11 protein-coding genes are annotated in these 15,362 nt (G+C 71.7%); 8 read left to right on the top strand and 3 right to left on the bottom strand.

The genetic code is table 11. The features are described 5' to 3' along the window. Positions 1–114 precede the first annotated feature (114 nt). Positions 115–2,109 carry a CocE/NonD family hydrolase gene (locus tag ABZ267_RS22165; RefSeq protein WP_356747672.1) on the bottom strand — a complete coding sequence of 665 codons (1,995 nt, stop codon included), beginning with the start codon at positions 2,107–2,109 and terminating at the stop codon, positions 115–117. Positions 2,110–2,151: 42 nt separating this feature from the next. Continuing rightward, the gene (locus tag ABZ267_RS22170; RefSeq protein ID WP_356747674.1) at positions 2,152–3,651 is read right to left on the bottom strand and encodes a peptide MFS transporter; all 1,500 of its coding nucleotides are present in this window, start codon (positions 3,649–3,651) and stop codon (positions 2,152–2,154) included. A gap of 158 nt (positions 3,652–3,809) precedes the next feature. On the opposite strand from ABZ267_RS22170, the gene ABZ267_RS22175 reads away from it, so the two are divergent. The 6 genes from ABZ267_RS22175 to ABZ267_RS22200 all read left to right on the top strand — a co-directional run bounded on the left by ABZ267_RS22175 (position 3,810) and on the right by ABZ267_RS22200 (position 11,717). Further along, entirely contained in the window at positions 3,810–4,820 is a 1,011-nt protein-coding gene (locus ABZ267_RS22175; RefSeq protein WP_356747676.1) for a polyprenyl synthetase family protein, read from the top strand. A gap of 295 nt (positions 4,821–5,115) precedes the next feature. Further along, the gene (locus tag ABZ267_RS22180; RefSeq protein WP_356747678.1) at positions 5,116–6,372 is read left to right on the top strand and encodes a DUF2092 domain-containing protein; all 1,257 of its coding nucleotides are present in this window, start codon (positions 5,116–5,118) and stop codon (positions 6,370–6,372) included. A 91-nt stretch (positions 6,373–6,463) separates the two neighbouring features. Next, positions 6,464–7,477 carry an ABC transporter ATP-binding protein gene (locus ABZ267_RS22185; protein ID WP_356747680.1) on the top strand — a complete coding sequence of 338 codons (1,014 nt, stop codon included), beginning with the start codon at positions 6,464–6,466 and terminating at the stop codon, positions 7,475–7,477. Then, positions 7,464–8,435 carry an ABC transporter permease gene (locus ABZ267_RS22190; RefSeq protein WP_356747682.1) on the top strand — a complete coding sequence of 324 codons (972 nt, stop codon included), beginning with the start codon at positions 7,464–7,466 and terminating at the stop codon, positions 8,433–8,435. Before ABZ267_RS22185 ends, ABZ267_RS22190 begins: the two co-directional genes overlap by 14 nt. A gap of 241 nt (positions 8,436–8,676) precedes the next feature. Then, positions 8,677–9,267, top strand: coding sequence for a TetR/AcrR family transcriptional regulator (locus ABZ267_RS22195; RefSeq protein ID WP_356747684.1), 591 nt, complete (start codon positions 8,677–8,679; stop codon positions 9,265–9,267). A 347-nt stretch (positions 9,268–9,614) separates the two neighbouring features. Then, entirely contained in the window at positions 9,615–11,717 is a 2,103-nt protein-coding gene (locus tag ABZ267_RS22200; protein WP_356747686.1) for a SpoIIE family protein phosphatase, read from the top strand. Positions 11,718–11,886: 169 nt separating this feature from the next. Here ABZ267_RS22200 and ABZ267_RS22205 read toward each other — a convergent pair whose 3' ends face one another. Then, entirely contained in the window at positions 11,887–12,693 is an 807-nt protein-coding gene (locus tag ABZ267_RS22205; protein WP_356747687.1) for an HAD family hydrolase, read from the bottom strand. 297 nt (positions 12,694–12,990) lie between these two features. Between ABZ267_RS22205 and ABZ267_RS22210 the strand changes: the two genes are divergently transcribed. Beyond that, positions 12,991–14,241 carry an alpha-lytic protease prodomain-containing protein gene (locus tag ABZ267_RS22210; RefSeq protein ID WP_356747689.1) on the top strand — a complete coding sequence of 417 codons (1,251 nt, stop codon included), beginning with the start codon at positions 12,991–12,993 and terminating at the stop codon, positions 14,239–14,241. Between the two features lie 192 nt (positions 14,242–14,433). After that, the gene (locus tag ABZ267_RS22215) at positions 14,434–15,342 is read left to right on the top strand and encodes a helix-turn-helix transcriptional regulator (protein ID WP_356747691.1); all 909 of its coding nucleotides are present in this window, start codon (positions 14,434–14,436) and stop codon (positions 15,340–15,342) included. The last annotated feature ends 20 nt before the right edge of the window (positions 15,343–15,362 follow it).

The following is a 15,362-nucleotide window of genomic DNA, read 5'->3' on the forward strand; positions in this document are numbered from 1 at the left end:
CCACGGCAGTGCCCCGACCATCCCCAACTGTGCCTATTGCCCGGAAAGTTCGAAGGGTCCCACGGAAATCCGGAGGACCCGACGACGTCACGGGGACCGAGTGACGGGGGCCGATCACCCGGCCGTGCGCGGAATCCGCTTCTCCCAGGTGCGGTGGAAGACGATCTCGTCGCCGTCCTTGCAGATCACCTCGTCGGAGGTGATGAAGTCGACGTCGTCGGCGGCGATCTCGGAGCGCGTCTCGATCTCCACGTCCCAGGCCATCTCCGGCCGGTGCAACCGGATCCGCCAGTCGCTGCGGGTGCGCGCGGAGAGCGGGTCGTCCTGCTGGATCGTGTACGTCTCCAAGGCGTCCTCGGTGAATTCGAGGCCGTCGGGATAGACCCGCGTACCGCCGTAACGCGGATCCACCTCCAGCCGCCACTCGCCCTTGGCGACGTCGCGGACGACGAGGCGTTCCGGGCGCGGCTCCTCCAAGGTGACCGGGTGGACGACGCCGAGCGGTTCGGACTGTTCCGGTTCGCCGAAGGTGATGGCCGGGTCCTCGGTGTGGCGGCGTACCGGCAGTTCGACGAGGCTGCCGTCGGCGTCGAGCGTGAACCCGGCCGAGCCGGCCTGCGGCCAGATCCAGGGCCAGTACGCGGAGGAGATGGCGATCCGGATGCGGTGGCCGGGGGGGAAGGTGTGGCCGATGCCGTTGAGGTCGAAGACCACGTCCTCGGTCTCGCCGGGCGTCCAGTCGTCGGTGCGGTCGCGGCCGTGCCGGGCGGCGAGGTTGAGGACGCCCCGGGTGACCAGCGTGGAGGCGCCGTCGGGCGCCACGTCGCAGAGCCGCGCGATGGCCTGGCCGCGCGGCACGTCCATCCGGAGGCGGAGCTTCACCCGAGGCCGGCCGAGGATCTCGATCGGAGCCTCCTCCACCGGGAACTCGAACGACACCGACTTCGCGTCCTCGTCGCGCTGGTCCGGCGGCAGGTCCGCCTCGTTGCCGAACGGGAAGAAACGGCCCGCGTCCAGGCCGGTCTGCTGCGGCGAGGCGACGATCCGCTCACCGCCTTGGAGCGCGTACGCCACCGGCGTCACGTTCTCCGAAGGCCAGGAGGCGTCCCCGACCCAGCGGCCCGGCAGCGTCTCGTACACCGTGGCGGGCCGGTGCGAGCCGCTGATCCAGGACCGCAGCAGCGGCTCCCGCATCACGCCCGTCTCCTTGCCCTTCAGGTGCTGGTCCCACCAGCGCAGCGTCTCCTGGAGGAAGCCGATCGCCGGCCCCGGCGGCAGCCCGCGGTCCGGGTACTGGTGCGACCACGGGCCGATGATCCCGCGCACCTGGCCCGGGTCCAGGTGCTCGACGAGCCGGAGGACGGTGTCCCGGTACGGGTCGTGCCAGCCGCCGACCGCCAGCACGTTCGCCTTGATCGCGCCGTAGTCCTCGCAGACGCTGCCGTGCTTCCAGTAGTCGTCGCGGCTCTGGTGGGCCAGCCAGGTGTGGCTGAAGGGCTCGACCGCCTCCAGCCGCTTCAGCCACATCTCCTTCCAGTCGTCGCCGACCTGCGCCGGGTCCGGCGGGCGGGAGACGAAGGCGAGCATGGTGGCGGCCCAGGCGTGCATGTCCACGGCGAGGACCGAGCCGCCCATGTAGTGGACGTCGTTGTCGTAGCGGTCGTCGGCCGAGCAGACGGTGACGATCGCCTTCAGCGGCTCCGGAGCCAGTGCGGCGATCTGGAGCGAGTTGAAGCCGCCCCAGGAGATGCCGAACATGCCGACCCGGCCCGAGCACCACTCCTGCTGGGCCAGCCAGTGGATGACGGCGACCCCGTCGGCCAGTTCCCGCGCGTCGTACTCGTCGCCCGGCAGCCCTTCGCTGTTGCCGTGACCGCGTACGTCGACCCGTACGGAGGCGTAACCGTGGCCCGCGTACCAGGGGTGGCGCTGCCAGTCGCGCGGCGCGGTCCAGTCGCCGAGCCGGTAGGGCAGGTACTCCAGCAGCGCGGGGACCGGTTCGTCGGTCAGCGGCCGCCAGATCCGGGCGTAGAGCCGGGTCCCGCCGGGCAGCGGGATGTACACGTCCTCGCGGGTGGTCTCGTACGGGAACTCGGTCGTGATGTTCATGGGTCACCTCGGTGGGGGACGGGGTGCTCGGGGGCGTACGGCTCAGTGGACGGGGTGCATCGTGCGCTTCAGCCAGGGCGCGGCGGCGATCATCGCGAGGCCGGCGGCGACGGCGATCGCACCGTTGACGCCGAAGTAGGCCGGTGTGGAGACCTCGCCGTACAACTTCACGACCTGCGCCTGGATGCCGTTGGCGACGGCCAGCGACAGGAACCACAGGGCCATCGTCTGGCTGGCGAACGCCTTCGGTGCGAGCTTGCTGCTGGCCGAGAGGCCGGAGGTCTCCAGCAGCACGTCACCGAGGCCGAGCAGCAGATAGGAGCCGACGATCCACCAGGCGGCCATCTTGTACGTGTCGTCGGCGTGTCCCGAGGTCGGCAGGACCATCAGCAGGAACGACAGGCCGCCGAGGATCACGCCGAAGGCGATCTTGTTGGAGGCGTGCGGCTGGCGGCGGCCCATCCGGACCCAGGTGGCGGCCACCACGGGCGCGAGCGCCACCTCGAAGGCGCCGAGCGCGGAGGCGTACCAGCTGGCCGGGAAGGTGAAGCCGAAGACCTCGGTGCGGGCGTTGGTGGACGCCAGCAGGATCATCGTGGAGTACGCCTGGAACAGGATGAAGTTGAAGACGACCGATCCCAGGAAGAGCACGATGTACGGGCGGAGCCTGCCGCGCTCCTCGGCGGTGACACGCGGGCTTTTGAACATGACCACGAAGTACGCGATCGGCGCGATGACCGAGACCACCGTGAGCACGTCCACGAACCGGTCGATGGTGAGCCATCCCGCCAGCGCCAGCGCGGTGACGACGACGGCGACCAGGACGGCTCCGCCGATGATCAGCCGTACCGCGCGGCGCATGGCGGCCGGAGCGAGCGGGAATTCGGCGCCTTCCTTGCGTCCGACCAGGTGACGGCGGCCCGCCACGTACTGGATCAGGCCGAAGGTCATCCCGATCGCGGCGGCCGAGAAGCCCCAGTGCCAGCTCCAGTGGTCGCCGAGCCAGCCGGTGACCAGCGGTCCGGCGAAGGCGCCGATGTTGATGCCCATGTAGTAGAGCGCGAAGCCGGCGTCGCGCCGCTCGTCGTCGGTGCGGTAGAGCTTGCCGACCATGGAGGCCACATTGGGCTTGAGCAGGCCCGTTCCGGCGCTGATCAGCCCGAGCCCGACCCAGGTCATCGCGTCGGTCGGCACGGCCATGGAGTAGTGGCCGCAGGCGATGAGGATGCCGCCGTAGAGCACGGCCCGGTACGAGCCGAGGATCCGGTCGGCCAGCCAGCCGCCGGCCACGGAGACCAGGTAGACGAGGGTCCCGTACGCGGCCGATACGGAGGCAGCGGTTCCGGGGTTCATGCCCATGCCGCCGTTGGTCACGGCGTCGGCGAAGAACAGCACCAGGATCGCCTGCATGCCGAGGAACGAGAACCGCTCCCAGACCTCCAGGCCGGACAGGGTCATCAGACCCCGGGGCTGGCCGAAGAAGGCGCGGTCGTCCTCGGGCGGGGGCCGGCCCGGCTCGGTGTCGGCGGTCGCGTGGGACAAAGTGGATACTCCTGATCGTATGAGCTGATCACGAACATACCGGCGGTGGTGGGAAGCCGCCCACGGTGATCCATAGGAGACCGGATACGCTGAGTTGATTCGAGAGACAGCGACACATCGACAATGAGTGTGATCGTCAGCAGACAGGAGATGCCCTCGTGACCGTCGTCGGGCCGTTCGGACTGCACGTGCGGGACCAGGCTCTTGAGGCCGACGTCCAGACGGGCCTGGCCGCTGTCGAAGCAGGGCTGCTCGAAGCCACCAAGAGCGATGTGCCCTTCATCACGGAGGCCGCCCAGCACCTGGTGCGGGCCGGAGGCAAGCGGTTCCGCCCGTTGCTGGTCATGCTCGCGTCACAGTTCGGCGATCCGGACGCGCCGGGTGTCGTCCCGTCGGCCGTCGTCGTCGAGCTGACCCACCTGGCCACGCTGTACCACGACGACGTGATGGACGAGGCCGACGTACGCCGCGGAGTGGAGAGCGCCAACACGCGCTGGGGCAACTCGGTGGCCGTCCTCACCGGCGACTTCCTGTTCGCGCGCGCCTCGCACATCCTGGCCGACCTCGGCCCCGACGCCGTACGCATCCAGGCCGAGGCGTTCGAACGGCTGGTCACCGGCCAGATCCTGGAGACCGCCGGCCCGCGCGACGGCCGCGACCCGGTCGACCACTACCTCGACGTGCTCAGCGGCAAGACCGGCTCGCTGGTCGCCGTCTCCGGCCGGTTCGGCGCGCTGATGGCCGGCGCCGACGACCGGACCGTGGACATCCTCACGCAGTACGGGGAGCGGCTCGGCATCGCCTTCCAGCTCGCCGACGACGTCCTCGACATCGCCTCCGACACCCACGAGTCCGGCAAGACGCCCGGCACCGACCTGCGCGAAGGCATCCCGACCCTCCCGGTCCTGCGCCTGCGCGCCCAGGCCGCGGAGGACGGCAAGCCCGACGACCTGGAGCTCGTCGAGCTCCTCGACGGCGACCTCGGCGACGACGACACCCTCGCCGAGGCGCTGCGCCGGCTCCGCGCCCACCCGGCGCTGGAGCAGGCCCGCCAGGACACCGTCCGCTACGCCCAGGAGGCGCGCGCCACGCTCGCGCCGCTGCCGGAGGGGTACGCGAAGTCGGCGCTGGAGGAGCTGTGCGACGCGGTGGTGCACCGCGCTGGCTGAGAGCGCGCGGCGCTGCGCTTCCTGGTCGCTTGCCGCGTCCCCCGGTTGATGCCGCGTCACCTGACAGGAGCCCGTGCCGGCACTCCGCACGGCCCTACCCCTACGGGATGGCTGATGTGGCCCGTCCGGTTGTCATACCGCAGCAGTAGTCAGGTTGATCCCCGGGGTTGACGCTTCAGGCCGCCCGATTTGGTCAGATGGATACCAACCACTCCTGACCACATCGGGTGAGAATGGCGGCAGGGAGTGGACGAGCAACCGGACGGAAGCCGCCGACCACGGAGGTAGGGCACACATGGCACCGAACGACAGCGCAGAGACCATCGGCGAGGCCACGGGCACTGTCGTGGGCCGCCGGAAGGCGGCGCGCTACATCGTCCCCGTCGCGGTCGCGGGGGTGGCGGCCGCGACCATCGGGCTCGTCCCGGCACTCGCCGACGCCGGCGACCCGGACCTGCCGAAGATCAGCGCGCAGGAACTCATCGAGAAGATCGCCGCTTCCGACGAGGAGCAGCTCTCCGGAACCTTCAAGATCAGCACGGACCTCGGCCTGCCTCTCGACGGCCTCGCGGGATCGTTCCTGCCGGGCGCCGACGGCGAGGGCAAGGATGGCGGCGCCGCCGCGCCGCAGGACAAGCTCATGGAGCTGACGTCCGGCACGCACACGCTGCGGGTGGCCGTCGACGGCCCGGAGAAGCAGCGGCTCTCCATCCTCGGCAAGGCCTCCGAGTACAACGTCATCCACAACCAGGGCGAGGTCTGGGCGTACGACTCGAAGTCCGACGAGGTCTACCACGCCGAGGCGCCGGAAGGCGCGGGTGCCGAGAAGGAGGCTCCGAAGGCGCCCAAGGGCGTGCCGGCCATGCCGAAGGACTTCGCCGAGCAGGCGCTCGCGGCGGCCGGCGACACCACGTCGGTCACCGTGGACGGCACCGCGCAGGTGGCGGGCCGCGACGCGTACCAGCTGGTCATCAAGCCGAAGCAGGAAGGCTCGACGGTCGGTTCGATCCGGATCGCGGTGGACGCGGAGAACGGCGTACCGCTGAAGTTCACGCTGGCCGCGGCGGACGGCGGCAAGGCCGTGGTCGACGCCGGCTTCACCAAGGTGGACTTCGCCAAGCCCGCCGCCTCCTCGTTCGACTTCACGCCGCCGAAGGGCGCCAAGATGACGGAGGCCGACGAGCTGGAGACCGGCAAGGACGAGCACGGCCAGGCGCAGAAGGCGCTCCCGGAGCAGTTCTCCGGTCAGATCCCGGGCCTGGAGGGGCTGGAGAGCTCCGAGGACGTCAACGTCATCGGCAAGGGCTGGACGTCGATCGCCGCCATCGAGATCCCCGGCGGCAAGGGCCTGCCGACGGAGGGCTCCGGCGACGTGCCGGCCGAGGCGCAGGGCTTCCTGGACGCGCTCGGCGACAAGGTCACCGGCAAGTTCGGCTCGGGCACGGTCTTCAAGACCCGCCTCGTCAACGCCCTGCTGACGGACGACGGCAAGGTATATGTCGGAGCGGTGACGAAGGACGCGCTGGTACGGGCGGCCGACGGCGCCAAGTAGGGCTTACGGGATCACCCGGTCGTCCCGCCCCGTCGCGCACCCGCGCGGCGGGGCGGTCCGGCCCCTGCGTGTGCTGAGAGGTGCGGCCGGCATGACGGAGACGGGGACGAAGACAGCGGCTGCCGCGGACACCGCGACAGCCCCGACGCACGCGGACCGGAGCGGTACCGCTGCCGTCATCCAGACCCACGGCCTCACCAAGCGCTACCGAGGCGGTCAACTCGCCGTCGACGGCCTCGGCCTCACCGTCCCCGGCGGCAGCGTCTTCGGCTTCCTCGGCCCCAACGGCTCCGGCAAGACCACCACCATCCGGATGCTCATGGGCCTCATCGACCCCACCTCCGGCACGGCCACGGTCCTCGGCCGCCCGATGCCCCAGGCAGCCCGCACGGTCCTCCCGGAGGTCGGCGCGCTGATCGAGGGGCCCGCGCTGTACGGCTATCTGAGCGGCCGGGACAACCTCGTACGGTTCGACCGCGCTGACCCCACCGCCGACCCGCGCACCCGTCGGGCCCGTGTCGGCCATGCCTTGGAGCGGGTCGGCCTCGCCGCCGCGTTGGCCAAGAAGACGAAGGCGTACTCCCTCGGCATGAAACAGCGCCTCGGCCTCGCCGCGGCCCTGCTCCGGCCCCGCCGCCTGCTGGTCCTGGACGAGCCGACCAACGGCCTCGATCCGCAAGGGATGCGCGAGATCCGCTCGCTGGTGCGGGAGCTGGCGGCCGAGGGGACCACGGTGTTCCTCTCCTCGCACCTGCTGGACGAGATCGAACAGGTCTGTACGCACGCGGCGGTGATGGCCCGGGGCCGGTTGCTGGCGCAGGGTTCGGTCGCCAACCTCGCCGCGAGCGCCCGCGGCCGCCTCGCCGTCACCACGCCCGACGCCGCCGACGCCGTCCGCGTCCTCCAGGCACACGGCCTCACCGGCCTGGCCGTCGACGGCGACCGCCTCACCGCCGACGCTCCGACCACCGCCGTGGACCTCGCGGACCTCAACGCGGCGCTGGTGGCCGACGGGGTGCGGGTGCGGGCGTTCGGGATCGAGGGCGGGTCGCTGGAGGACGCGTTCGTGGCACTGACAGGAGAGGGGTTCGATGTCGCGGGCTGAGAGGACAGAGGCTGAGACGGCAGAGGCTGAGACGGCAGAGGCCAAGGCGGCACAGAGGCACGGACACGGGCACGGACAAGCCGTACCGAGAGGCCCCCGTAACCCTCTCCGCACCCTCGGAATCCTCCGCTCCGAGATCATCACCGTCACCCTCCGCCGCCACCGCACCTACGCGCTCCTCGCGGTGCTCGCCGCCGTTCCCGTACTCATCGGGATCGCGGTCCGCATCGAGACGGGCGGCGGTGGACCAGGCGGAGGGGCAGGAGGCGGGTCGGACGGCGCCGGAGGGCCGGCGTTCCTGACGCAGGTCACCAACAACGGCCTCTTCCTGGTCTTCGCCGCTCTCGCCGCCACGCTGCCGGTCTTCCTTCCGATGGCCGTCGGCGTGGTCGCCGGCGACGCGATCGCGGGCGAGGCGAGCGCCGGAACGCTGCGCTATCTGCTGGTCGCTCCGGTGGGCCGGACCCGACTACTTCTGGCCAAATACGCGTCGGTCCTGGCCTTCTGTCTGGTCGCGACGTTCGTGGTGGCCGCCTCGGCGCTGGCGGTCGGCGCGCTGCTCTTCCCGGTGGGCGAGGTCACGACGATCTCCGGTACGCGGATCGGCTTCGGCGAGGGCCTGGTGCGGGCCGCGCTGACGGCGGCGGTCGTCGCGGCGTCCCTGGTCGGGTTCGCCGCGCTCGGGCTCTTCGTGTCGACCCTGACCGACAGCGGGATCGCGGCGATGGCGGCGACGATCGGGCTGCTGATCACGGTGCAGATCCTGGACAGCATCCCGCAGCTGAGCGGCATCCATCCGTACCTCTTCCCGCACCACTGGATGTCCTTCGCGGACGTCCTGCGCGAGCCGGTCCACTGGGACGAGCTGGCGAAGAACTTTCAGCTCCAGGGCGCGTACGCGGCGGTGTTCGGCTCGGCGGCCTGGGCGCGCTTCACCACGAAGGACATCACGGCCTGAGGCACAAGACCATCGGGTCGTCCGGTGGCGGGACCATGGCCGGATCGGATCGGTGAGCGGTCGTCCGCGCCGTCGGCCGGGCGAGCCGTCCCCCGATCGGCTCGTCGCGGCACGAACGGCACGAACGGTGCGGAGGTGGGAACGAATCGACACGGTACGTTCCGTTTCCGCTTGGGTATTGTTCGGCCTATGACGACTACCTGTCAATAAGGAATGGCTCAAACCGTCCTATGCTCACCGGATGATCACACCGCCCAGTAGCCTGCGCCGCAGCGAGAGATCACGCCGCGCGACGCTGCAGGCCGCCCTCGACCTCTGTACGGAGAAGGGGTACGGGCGCGTGACGATAGAGGCCATCGCGGCCCGCGCCGGTGTCAGCAAGAAGACGATCTACCGCTGGTGGCCGTCAAAAGGAGCGGTGCTGCTGGAGGCGTTCACGGACGCGCTGGTGGACGCCACGCCGTTCGTGGACACGGGTGACATCGGCGCGGACCTGCGTACTCATGTGGCCGGCGCGGTGAAGCTGCTCACCGTGCCGCCCTTCGGACCGGCCTACGCGGGCATCCTCTCCGAGCTCCACCACGACGACGTCCTCGCACAGGCACTGAGGGACCAGCTGGTCGACCCACGCGTCGAACAGGCGGTGGCCCGCCTGCGCAGCGCCCAGGACCAGGGCCAGATCCCGCCCGGCGCGAACCTGCCGCTGGCCGTGGAGATGCTGTACGGCCCCCTCTACTACCGCCACGTCCTGCGCAAGCCGGTCCACGACGAGGAGACGATCGCCGCCCTCGTGGCCCATGTGCTACGCGCGCTGAGGGCGCCGGGGTACTGAACGGACCAGGTGAAGCACTCCAGGATCGGCGGCAGATCCTCCAGCCACTCCTGAAGGCGGGCGAATACACCGCGGTGGGCGGGTGCGGCGCGAACAGGTCCCCCAGCTCCGCCGGTGCGGGCCGCGACGCCGACTCCTTGGCCGGGCACGCCTCCTCGGCGCGGAACCGCTCCCGGAAGTGCGGGTCGTTCGCGCGCAGGGCCCGGGACCGCCTCCGAGATCGTCAGGAGTCCCTCACACCCCCGCCACCCCCCGGTGGCCGCTCCCGCCACGCCGGGTGATGCTGGTCCGGCACGTGCCGGTGCTCCGGGGCAGCGGCGTGCCGGAGCCTGAGGGTGGGTGGAGCCGTGTCGTACGCCGATAGCCCGGCCGGATCCGGGTTTCCTCCGGGCGGCCTGGACGATGCGCTGCTGAAGGCCCTCTTCACCCAGTCCGCCATCGGCCTCTTCGTGCTCGACCCGCAGCTCAGGCTCGTCCGGACCAACTCGCTCGTCGAAGGCGTCGACACCGAGGAGTACATCGGCCTCCGCTTCACCGAGGCCTTCCGGCTCGACGACCCCGCCGGCTCCGAGCAGCTGCTGAAACGCGTCCTCGCAGGTGAGGGGTCCGTGCGCGACCATCTCGTACGCGGTCGGCTCCGCCGGATCCCCGGTGACCGGATGTTCCTGGTCTCCGCCTACCGCCTGGAGGGCCCGGACGGCGCGGGCGGTCCCGCTCTCGGTCTGCTCAGCGCCGTCGTCGACGTCACCGAGCGGGAGCGGGCCCGGGCCCGGGAGGCCACCTTGGCCGACGTGCGGGACGCGGTCGGCGGTTCGCTGGACGTGGCCACCACCTGCCGGTCGTTCATCGACGCGCTGGTGACCGGGTTCGCCGATCTCGCCGTCATCGAGGTGGTGGACGAGGTCCTGCGCGGCGCCGACCCGCCGGTGGGCCCGCTGCCGGCCGGCACTCCGCTGCGCCGCGCGGCGAGCGGCCGCTGCGAGACCCTCGGCGGCGACGCGGCGGGCCGCCCGGCCGGCGGGATCCGCCGCCTCCCGCTCCGTACGCCGTACGCACTCGCCGTCGGTGACCTGCGCCCGCGCCGCGAACCGCTCACCGCCGACACCTCGTGGCTGGACGCCGACCCCGACGGCTCCCGCGTCCTCGTGGAGACCGGCGCGCACTCCCTGATCGTCGTGCCTCTCACGCTGCGCGGAGCCGTCCTCGGCCTGGTCAGCCTGTACCGGTGCGGGGCCTCCGAACCCTTCGACGAGGAGGACGTCTCCGTCGCCGCCTCGGCCGCCACCCGCGCCGCACTCGCCATCGACAACGCGCGCCGGTACGAGCGCGAGCACGTCATCGCCTCCACCGTCCAGCGCCGCCTCCTCCCGCAGGCCGAGCGCCACCAGGCCGCCGTGGAGACCGCGCACGTGCTGCTGCCCGGCCGGGACAGCGGCTGCTGGTTCGACACGATCGCGCTCTCCGGGGCCCGTACCGCACTCGTCGTCGGCGGGGTCGCCGGAGAGGGGCTGCAGACGGCGATCGCGATGGGCCAGCTCCGTACGGTCATCCAGGCGCTGGCCGGTCTCGACCTGGAGCCGGAGGAGGTTCTGGCTCGTCTCAAGGAGACCGCCGACCGCCTGGCCGACGAACGCGCGGCCCTGCCGCCGAGCGACTCGCTCCAGGGCGAACCGCTGCGGGCCGGATGCGTGTACGGGGTCTACGACCCGTTCACCCGGACCTGTACGGTCGCCCGGGCCGGGCATCCCGCGCCTCTGATCGTCGGCCCCGACGGCCGGGTCGTCCGCCTCGACGTGCCCGAGGGGCCCGGCCTCTTCGACGCCGACAGCGACCTCTTCGCACCCGCCACCGTCACCTTGGAGGAAGGCAGCGTCCTCGCGCTCTGCACGGCCGAACTGCTCGCCGACGACCGCGCCGAGGAACGCATCACCCGGACCCTGGCCCGTCCCGGCCGCAGCCTCCAGCAAATCGGCGACGACATCGTGTACGACCTCCCGGACGACACCCGCTCCGCCGGCGCGGCGCTGCTCCTGGCCCGCACCGGTACGGTCTCCGACCACCGCGTCGCCACCTGGGACCTGGCCCAGGAGCGCACGACCCCGGCCACGGCCCGGCTGCTCGTCCGCGACCGGCTCCAGGGGTGGGGCCTGGACGAGGACACCGTCGACTCGACCGAGCTGATCGTCAGCGAACTGGTCACCAACGCCGTCCGCTACGGCACGCCGCCGCTCCGCCTGCGCCTCCTGCTGGACACCACGCTCACCTGCGAGGTCCACGACGGCTCGACGGCCTCACCGCACCTGCGCCACGCCCGCACGGTCGACGAGGGCGGCCGCGGCCTGTTCATCGTCTCCCGCCTCGCCGCCCACTGGGGCGCGCGCCACGGCCCGGACGGCAAGGTGCTCTGGACGGAACAGGACCTTCCGGGAAGCGGCGGCGGCACGCACTGACCGGCCTTCACCGACTCTTACGGTGTCGCCTTCGCAGCTCGGCCGGACGGGCCGGTCCACGGCGGCGCGCTCGGTCGGAGCGAGAACACCGGCCGGACGAGGTGTGGACGGCGACGCGGCCGGACCGAGGACAGTCGCCACCCGCGCGCCTCCCGCCCGGAGCGCCCGCTCACCCGAACAACCGCTCCAACACCACCGCCACCCCGTCCTCCGCGTTCGTCGGTGCCACCTCGTCCGCCGCCGCCCGCAGCTCCGGATGCGCGTTGCCCATGGCCACCCGGTGGCCGGAGCGGAGGAACATCGGCAGGTCGTTCGGCATGTCACCGAACGCCACCGTCCGCTCCGGCCCGACCGCCAGCAGCTCGGCCGCCGCCGCGATGCCGGTGCCCTTGTCCACGCCGTACGGAGCCAGCTCGACCGTGCCCGGCCCCGCCATGCTCACGCTCGCCAGATCACCCACGGCCCCGCGCGCGGCGGCGGCCAGCGCGTCGTCGTCCAGCTCCGGGTGGCGGACCAGCACTTTGATGACCGGCCGCTGCCACAGCGCGTCCCGGGAGTCCACGCAGAGCGCGGGAAGCGCCGGGTTCGGCATGCGGTAGCCGTTCTCGATCAGCGTGACGCCGTCCACGCCGTCCTGGTCCACGGCCGCGAACACCGCACCGACCTCCGCCTCGATCTTACCGAGCGCGGTGTCGGCCGCCTCCCGGTCCAGGGTCACCGAGCGCAGCAGCCGCGCGCTGTCGGCGTCGTACAGCTGCGTCCCTTGACCGCACACCACGAGCCCGCGGTACGCGAGGTCCGCGAGCAGCGCCCGTATCCCGGGAACCGGCCGCCCGGTGACGATCAGGTGCCGAGCGCCTGCGGAGACGGCGAGGCCGAGCGCGGCGCGGGAACGGGCGCTGACGGTGTCGTCCGGGCGCAGGAGCGTGCCGTCCAGGTCGGTGGCGACAAGGGCATAGGCGGGTGGCATGGGCATGGGCCACAGCTTAGAAGGGCTGGGACGGCCGCCTGTCCGCCAGCGGCACGACCGCGCGGATATGTGCGCGGCAACGGGACGGGAAACGGTCCGCCGCTTTAACAGTCCAGCGGGAATTCTGTTAAAACTTCGCCACGTCAAGCACCTTGTTGCCGCTGGGCCGTTGGGTCAAAGTTCATGTCGCGGCGGGCCTCGCCCCGGCCGCCGGGCGAGAACTCATTCTCGGCGATACGCCTGACGTGTCCGCCGAACCAACCCCCCTCACGGGTTTTCGCCTGCCATTCGGAAGGAATCAGCGTGCGTAATTCCCGCAATTCCCGCAGTAATCGGCGCTCCGGCAGATTCGCGCTCCTGGCGGCCGTGCTCTCGGCCTCCGCGGTCCTGGGGACCCAGGTGACGGCCCAGGCCACCACCCAGGACGCCACGCCCGCCGCCGGTTCGTCGGCCGCCCCGCTCTACCAGCCGGAGATGGTCCGGGCGCTCGCCGCGTCGCTCGGCGTGGACGAGAAGGCGGCGGCCGACCGGCTGGACCGTCAGGACGCCCAGCAGAAGCGGCTCGTGGAACTGCGCAAGAGCGGGCTGACCGATGACGGCGCCTTCTTCGACGCCGCCGGCAGCCTCACCGTGAACGCCGACGACCGCGCGGAAGCCGCCCGGTTCGAGCGGGCCGGGGTCGAGGCTCGGGTTCCCGCCCGTGGCGAGGACGTCCTCGACCGGGTCAAGGCCGAGCTGGACGCCCTCGCGGTGAAGCAGGTGCCCGCAGGTGTGGCCGCCTGGTCCGTCGACCTCGCCGCCGACCAGGTCGTCGTCAAGGTGAACAGCGACCGTTCCGCCCCCGCCAAGGCGTTCCTCGCCGCGGCGGCGAAGCACGGCTCCGCCGTCAAGATCGTGCGCGGCCAGGAGAAGCTCGCGGCCCAGGCCGCGATATACCCGGGCAGCAAGATGACGATCAACAACACCACCGGCTGGTGTTCCGTCGGGTACGGCGCCCGCGACCGTTCCGGGAACCAGTACCTGGTGACCGCCGGCCACTGCGTCGAGAACCTCCCGACGCTGCGCTACGACGGGGCGGCCTTCGCCAAGGGCACCAAGACCCGCTTCGCCCTCGGCGCCCGCAGCGTGGACATGGGCATCGCGTCCGTCAACTCCGGCCACTCGATCACCACCAGTGTCGGCACCTGGGGCAACAGCAGCCCGATCGCCGTCCGGGGCAGCAGCCGGGCCGCCTCCGGCGCCTCGATCTGCAAGTCCGGAGCCACCACCGGCTGGACCTGCGGCAAGATCGGCTCGTACAACGTCAGCGTCACCTACACCGACCAGAACGGCGGCCCCGACACCGTCGTGACGGGCCTCGCCACCTCCAGCGTCTGCACCGAGGGCGGTGACAGCGGCGGCGCCTACATCTCCGGCAACCAGGCCCAGGGCATGACCTCCGGCGGTCCGACCAACCAGCGTTGCACCGGCGGCGTCAACTCCCGCGGCTCGTCCTACTTCCAGCCGCTCGACGATGCGCTCTCCTACTACGGACTGACTCTCAACACCAACTGACCTGCGCAGAGGGGCTGACCAGGGGCTGTCCACCCGGCTAGGGTGGGCGGCCCCCGGTCGCCTGTCCGGTCTGGAAACCGCCGTTGAGCCGTGCGTTCCGGTACGCCGGTGTGCGCGCGTTTCCGGTACGCCGGTGCGTGCCCGGGCCGGCGCTCCGGAGTCGCCGATGCCCGCAGCTCGCTGAGAGACGCCATGCCGCACAACCCCGACCGCGACGGAGCCGACGCGACCTTCGCGACCGTCTTCCGCCAAGCCCTGCGCCGACGCGGACTATCGCTGGAACGCATCCGCGACCACCTGCGGGCGCAGCAGATATCCGTCAGCCTGGCCACCCTCAGCCACTGGCAGCGGGGACGCAGCCAGCCCGAGAAGGCCCAGTCGCTGCGGGCCGTGGACGCCTTGGAGCCGCTGCTCGGCCTGCCGAAGGGCGCCCTGCGCTCCCTGCTCGGCCCGCACCGCCCACGGGGCGGCACCCGGCCGCCCGACCCGGCAGCCGCGCGGGGAGTCTTCGGCGAGGACTCCGATGTCGAACAGGCCCTCGGCGACGCCTTCGCCCACTTCAACGACGGCCTGCGCGCACTGACCGTCCAGGAGACCGTCTGCCTGGACGAGCACCGGACCATCCGCGAGACCTCGATCACCACCGTGGTGCAGGCGGTCCGCGATGGCGTCGACCACCTCGGCGTCGTGCACTTCCTCGACTCCCCGAAGCCCGGGACGGCCGTCCTGTCGGTCCCCGGGGGGCCGGCGCCGGGCATCCGGTTCCAGGAGGAGCTGGGCTGCGTGGCGGCCGACATCCCGCTGGGCCGGCGGCTGGCGCGGACGGAGACGGCGGTGGTCGCCTACACGCTCCGGTCCGAGGGAGAGGCTTCCTGGCAGCACGAGCGCCGTGTGCCCACGGCGCTGCGGGCTTACCTGCTGCATGTGCGCTTCCATCCCCGGGCGGTCCCCAGCAGGTGCTGGGGATATCACCGCACCCGGATCGGCGCCGATCCGTCCCAGCGGCAGCCCATCCCGGTGGACGCGTTCCACACCACGCACTTCCTGCCGACGCGGTGCGTACCGGGGGTGTACGGGATCGAGTGGGCCTGGCCGGACTGATCGGCACGGAGACCGGTCCG

The organism is Streptomyces sp. NPDC006174 (assembly GCF_040614075.1).
In the GTDB taxonomy this organism is placed as follows: Bacteria; Actinomycetota; Actinomycetes; order Streptomycetales; family Streptomycetaceae; genus Streptomyces.

What these genes read in the sequence shown, in the direction of transcription:
- ABZ267_RS22165 (WP_356747672.1), bottom strand. Translation starts at nt 2,109, where the DNA reads ATGAACATCACGACCGAGTTCCCGTACGAGACCACCCGCGAGGACGTG.
- ABZ267_RS22180 (WP_356747678.1), top strand. Translation starts at nt 5,116, where the DNA reads ATGGCACCGAACGACAGCGCAGAGACCATCGGCGAGGCCACGGGCACT.
- ABZ267_RS22185 (WP_356747680.1), top strand. Translation starts at nt 6,464, where the DNA reads ATGACGGAGACGGGGACGAAGACAGCGGCTGCCGCGGACACCGCGACA.
- ABZ267_RS22190 (WP_356747682.1), top strand. Translation starts at nt 7,464, where the DNA reads ATGTCGCGGGCTGAGAGGACAGAGGCTGAGACGGCAGAGGCTGAGACG.
- ABZ267_RS22195 (WP_356747684.1), top strand. Translation starts at nt 8,677, where the DNA reads ATGATCACACCGCCCAGTAGCCTGCGCCGCAGCGAGAGATCACGCCGC.
- ABZ267_RS22205 (WP_356747687.1), bottom strand. Translation starts at nt 12,693, where the DNA reads ATGCCCATGCCACCCGCCTATGCCCTTGTCGCCACCGACCTGGACGGC.
- ABZ267_RS22215 (WP_356747691.1), top strand. Translation starts at nt 14,434, where the DNA reads ATGCCGCACAACCCCGACCGCGACGGAGCCGACGCGACCTTCGCGACC.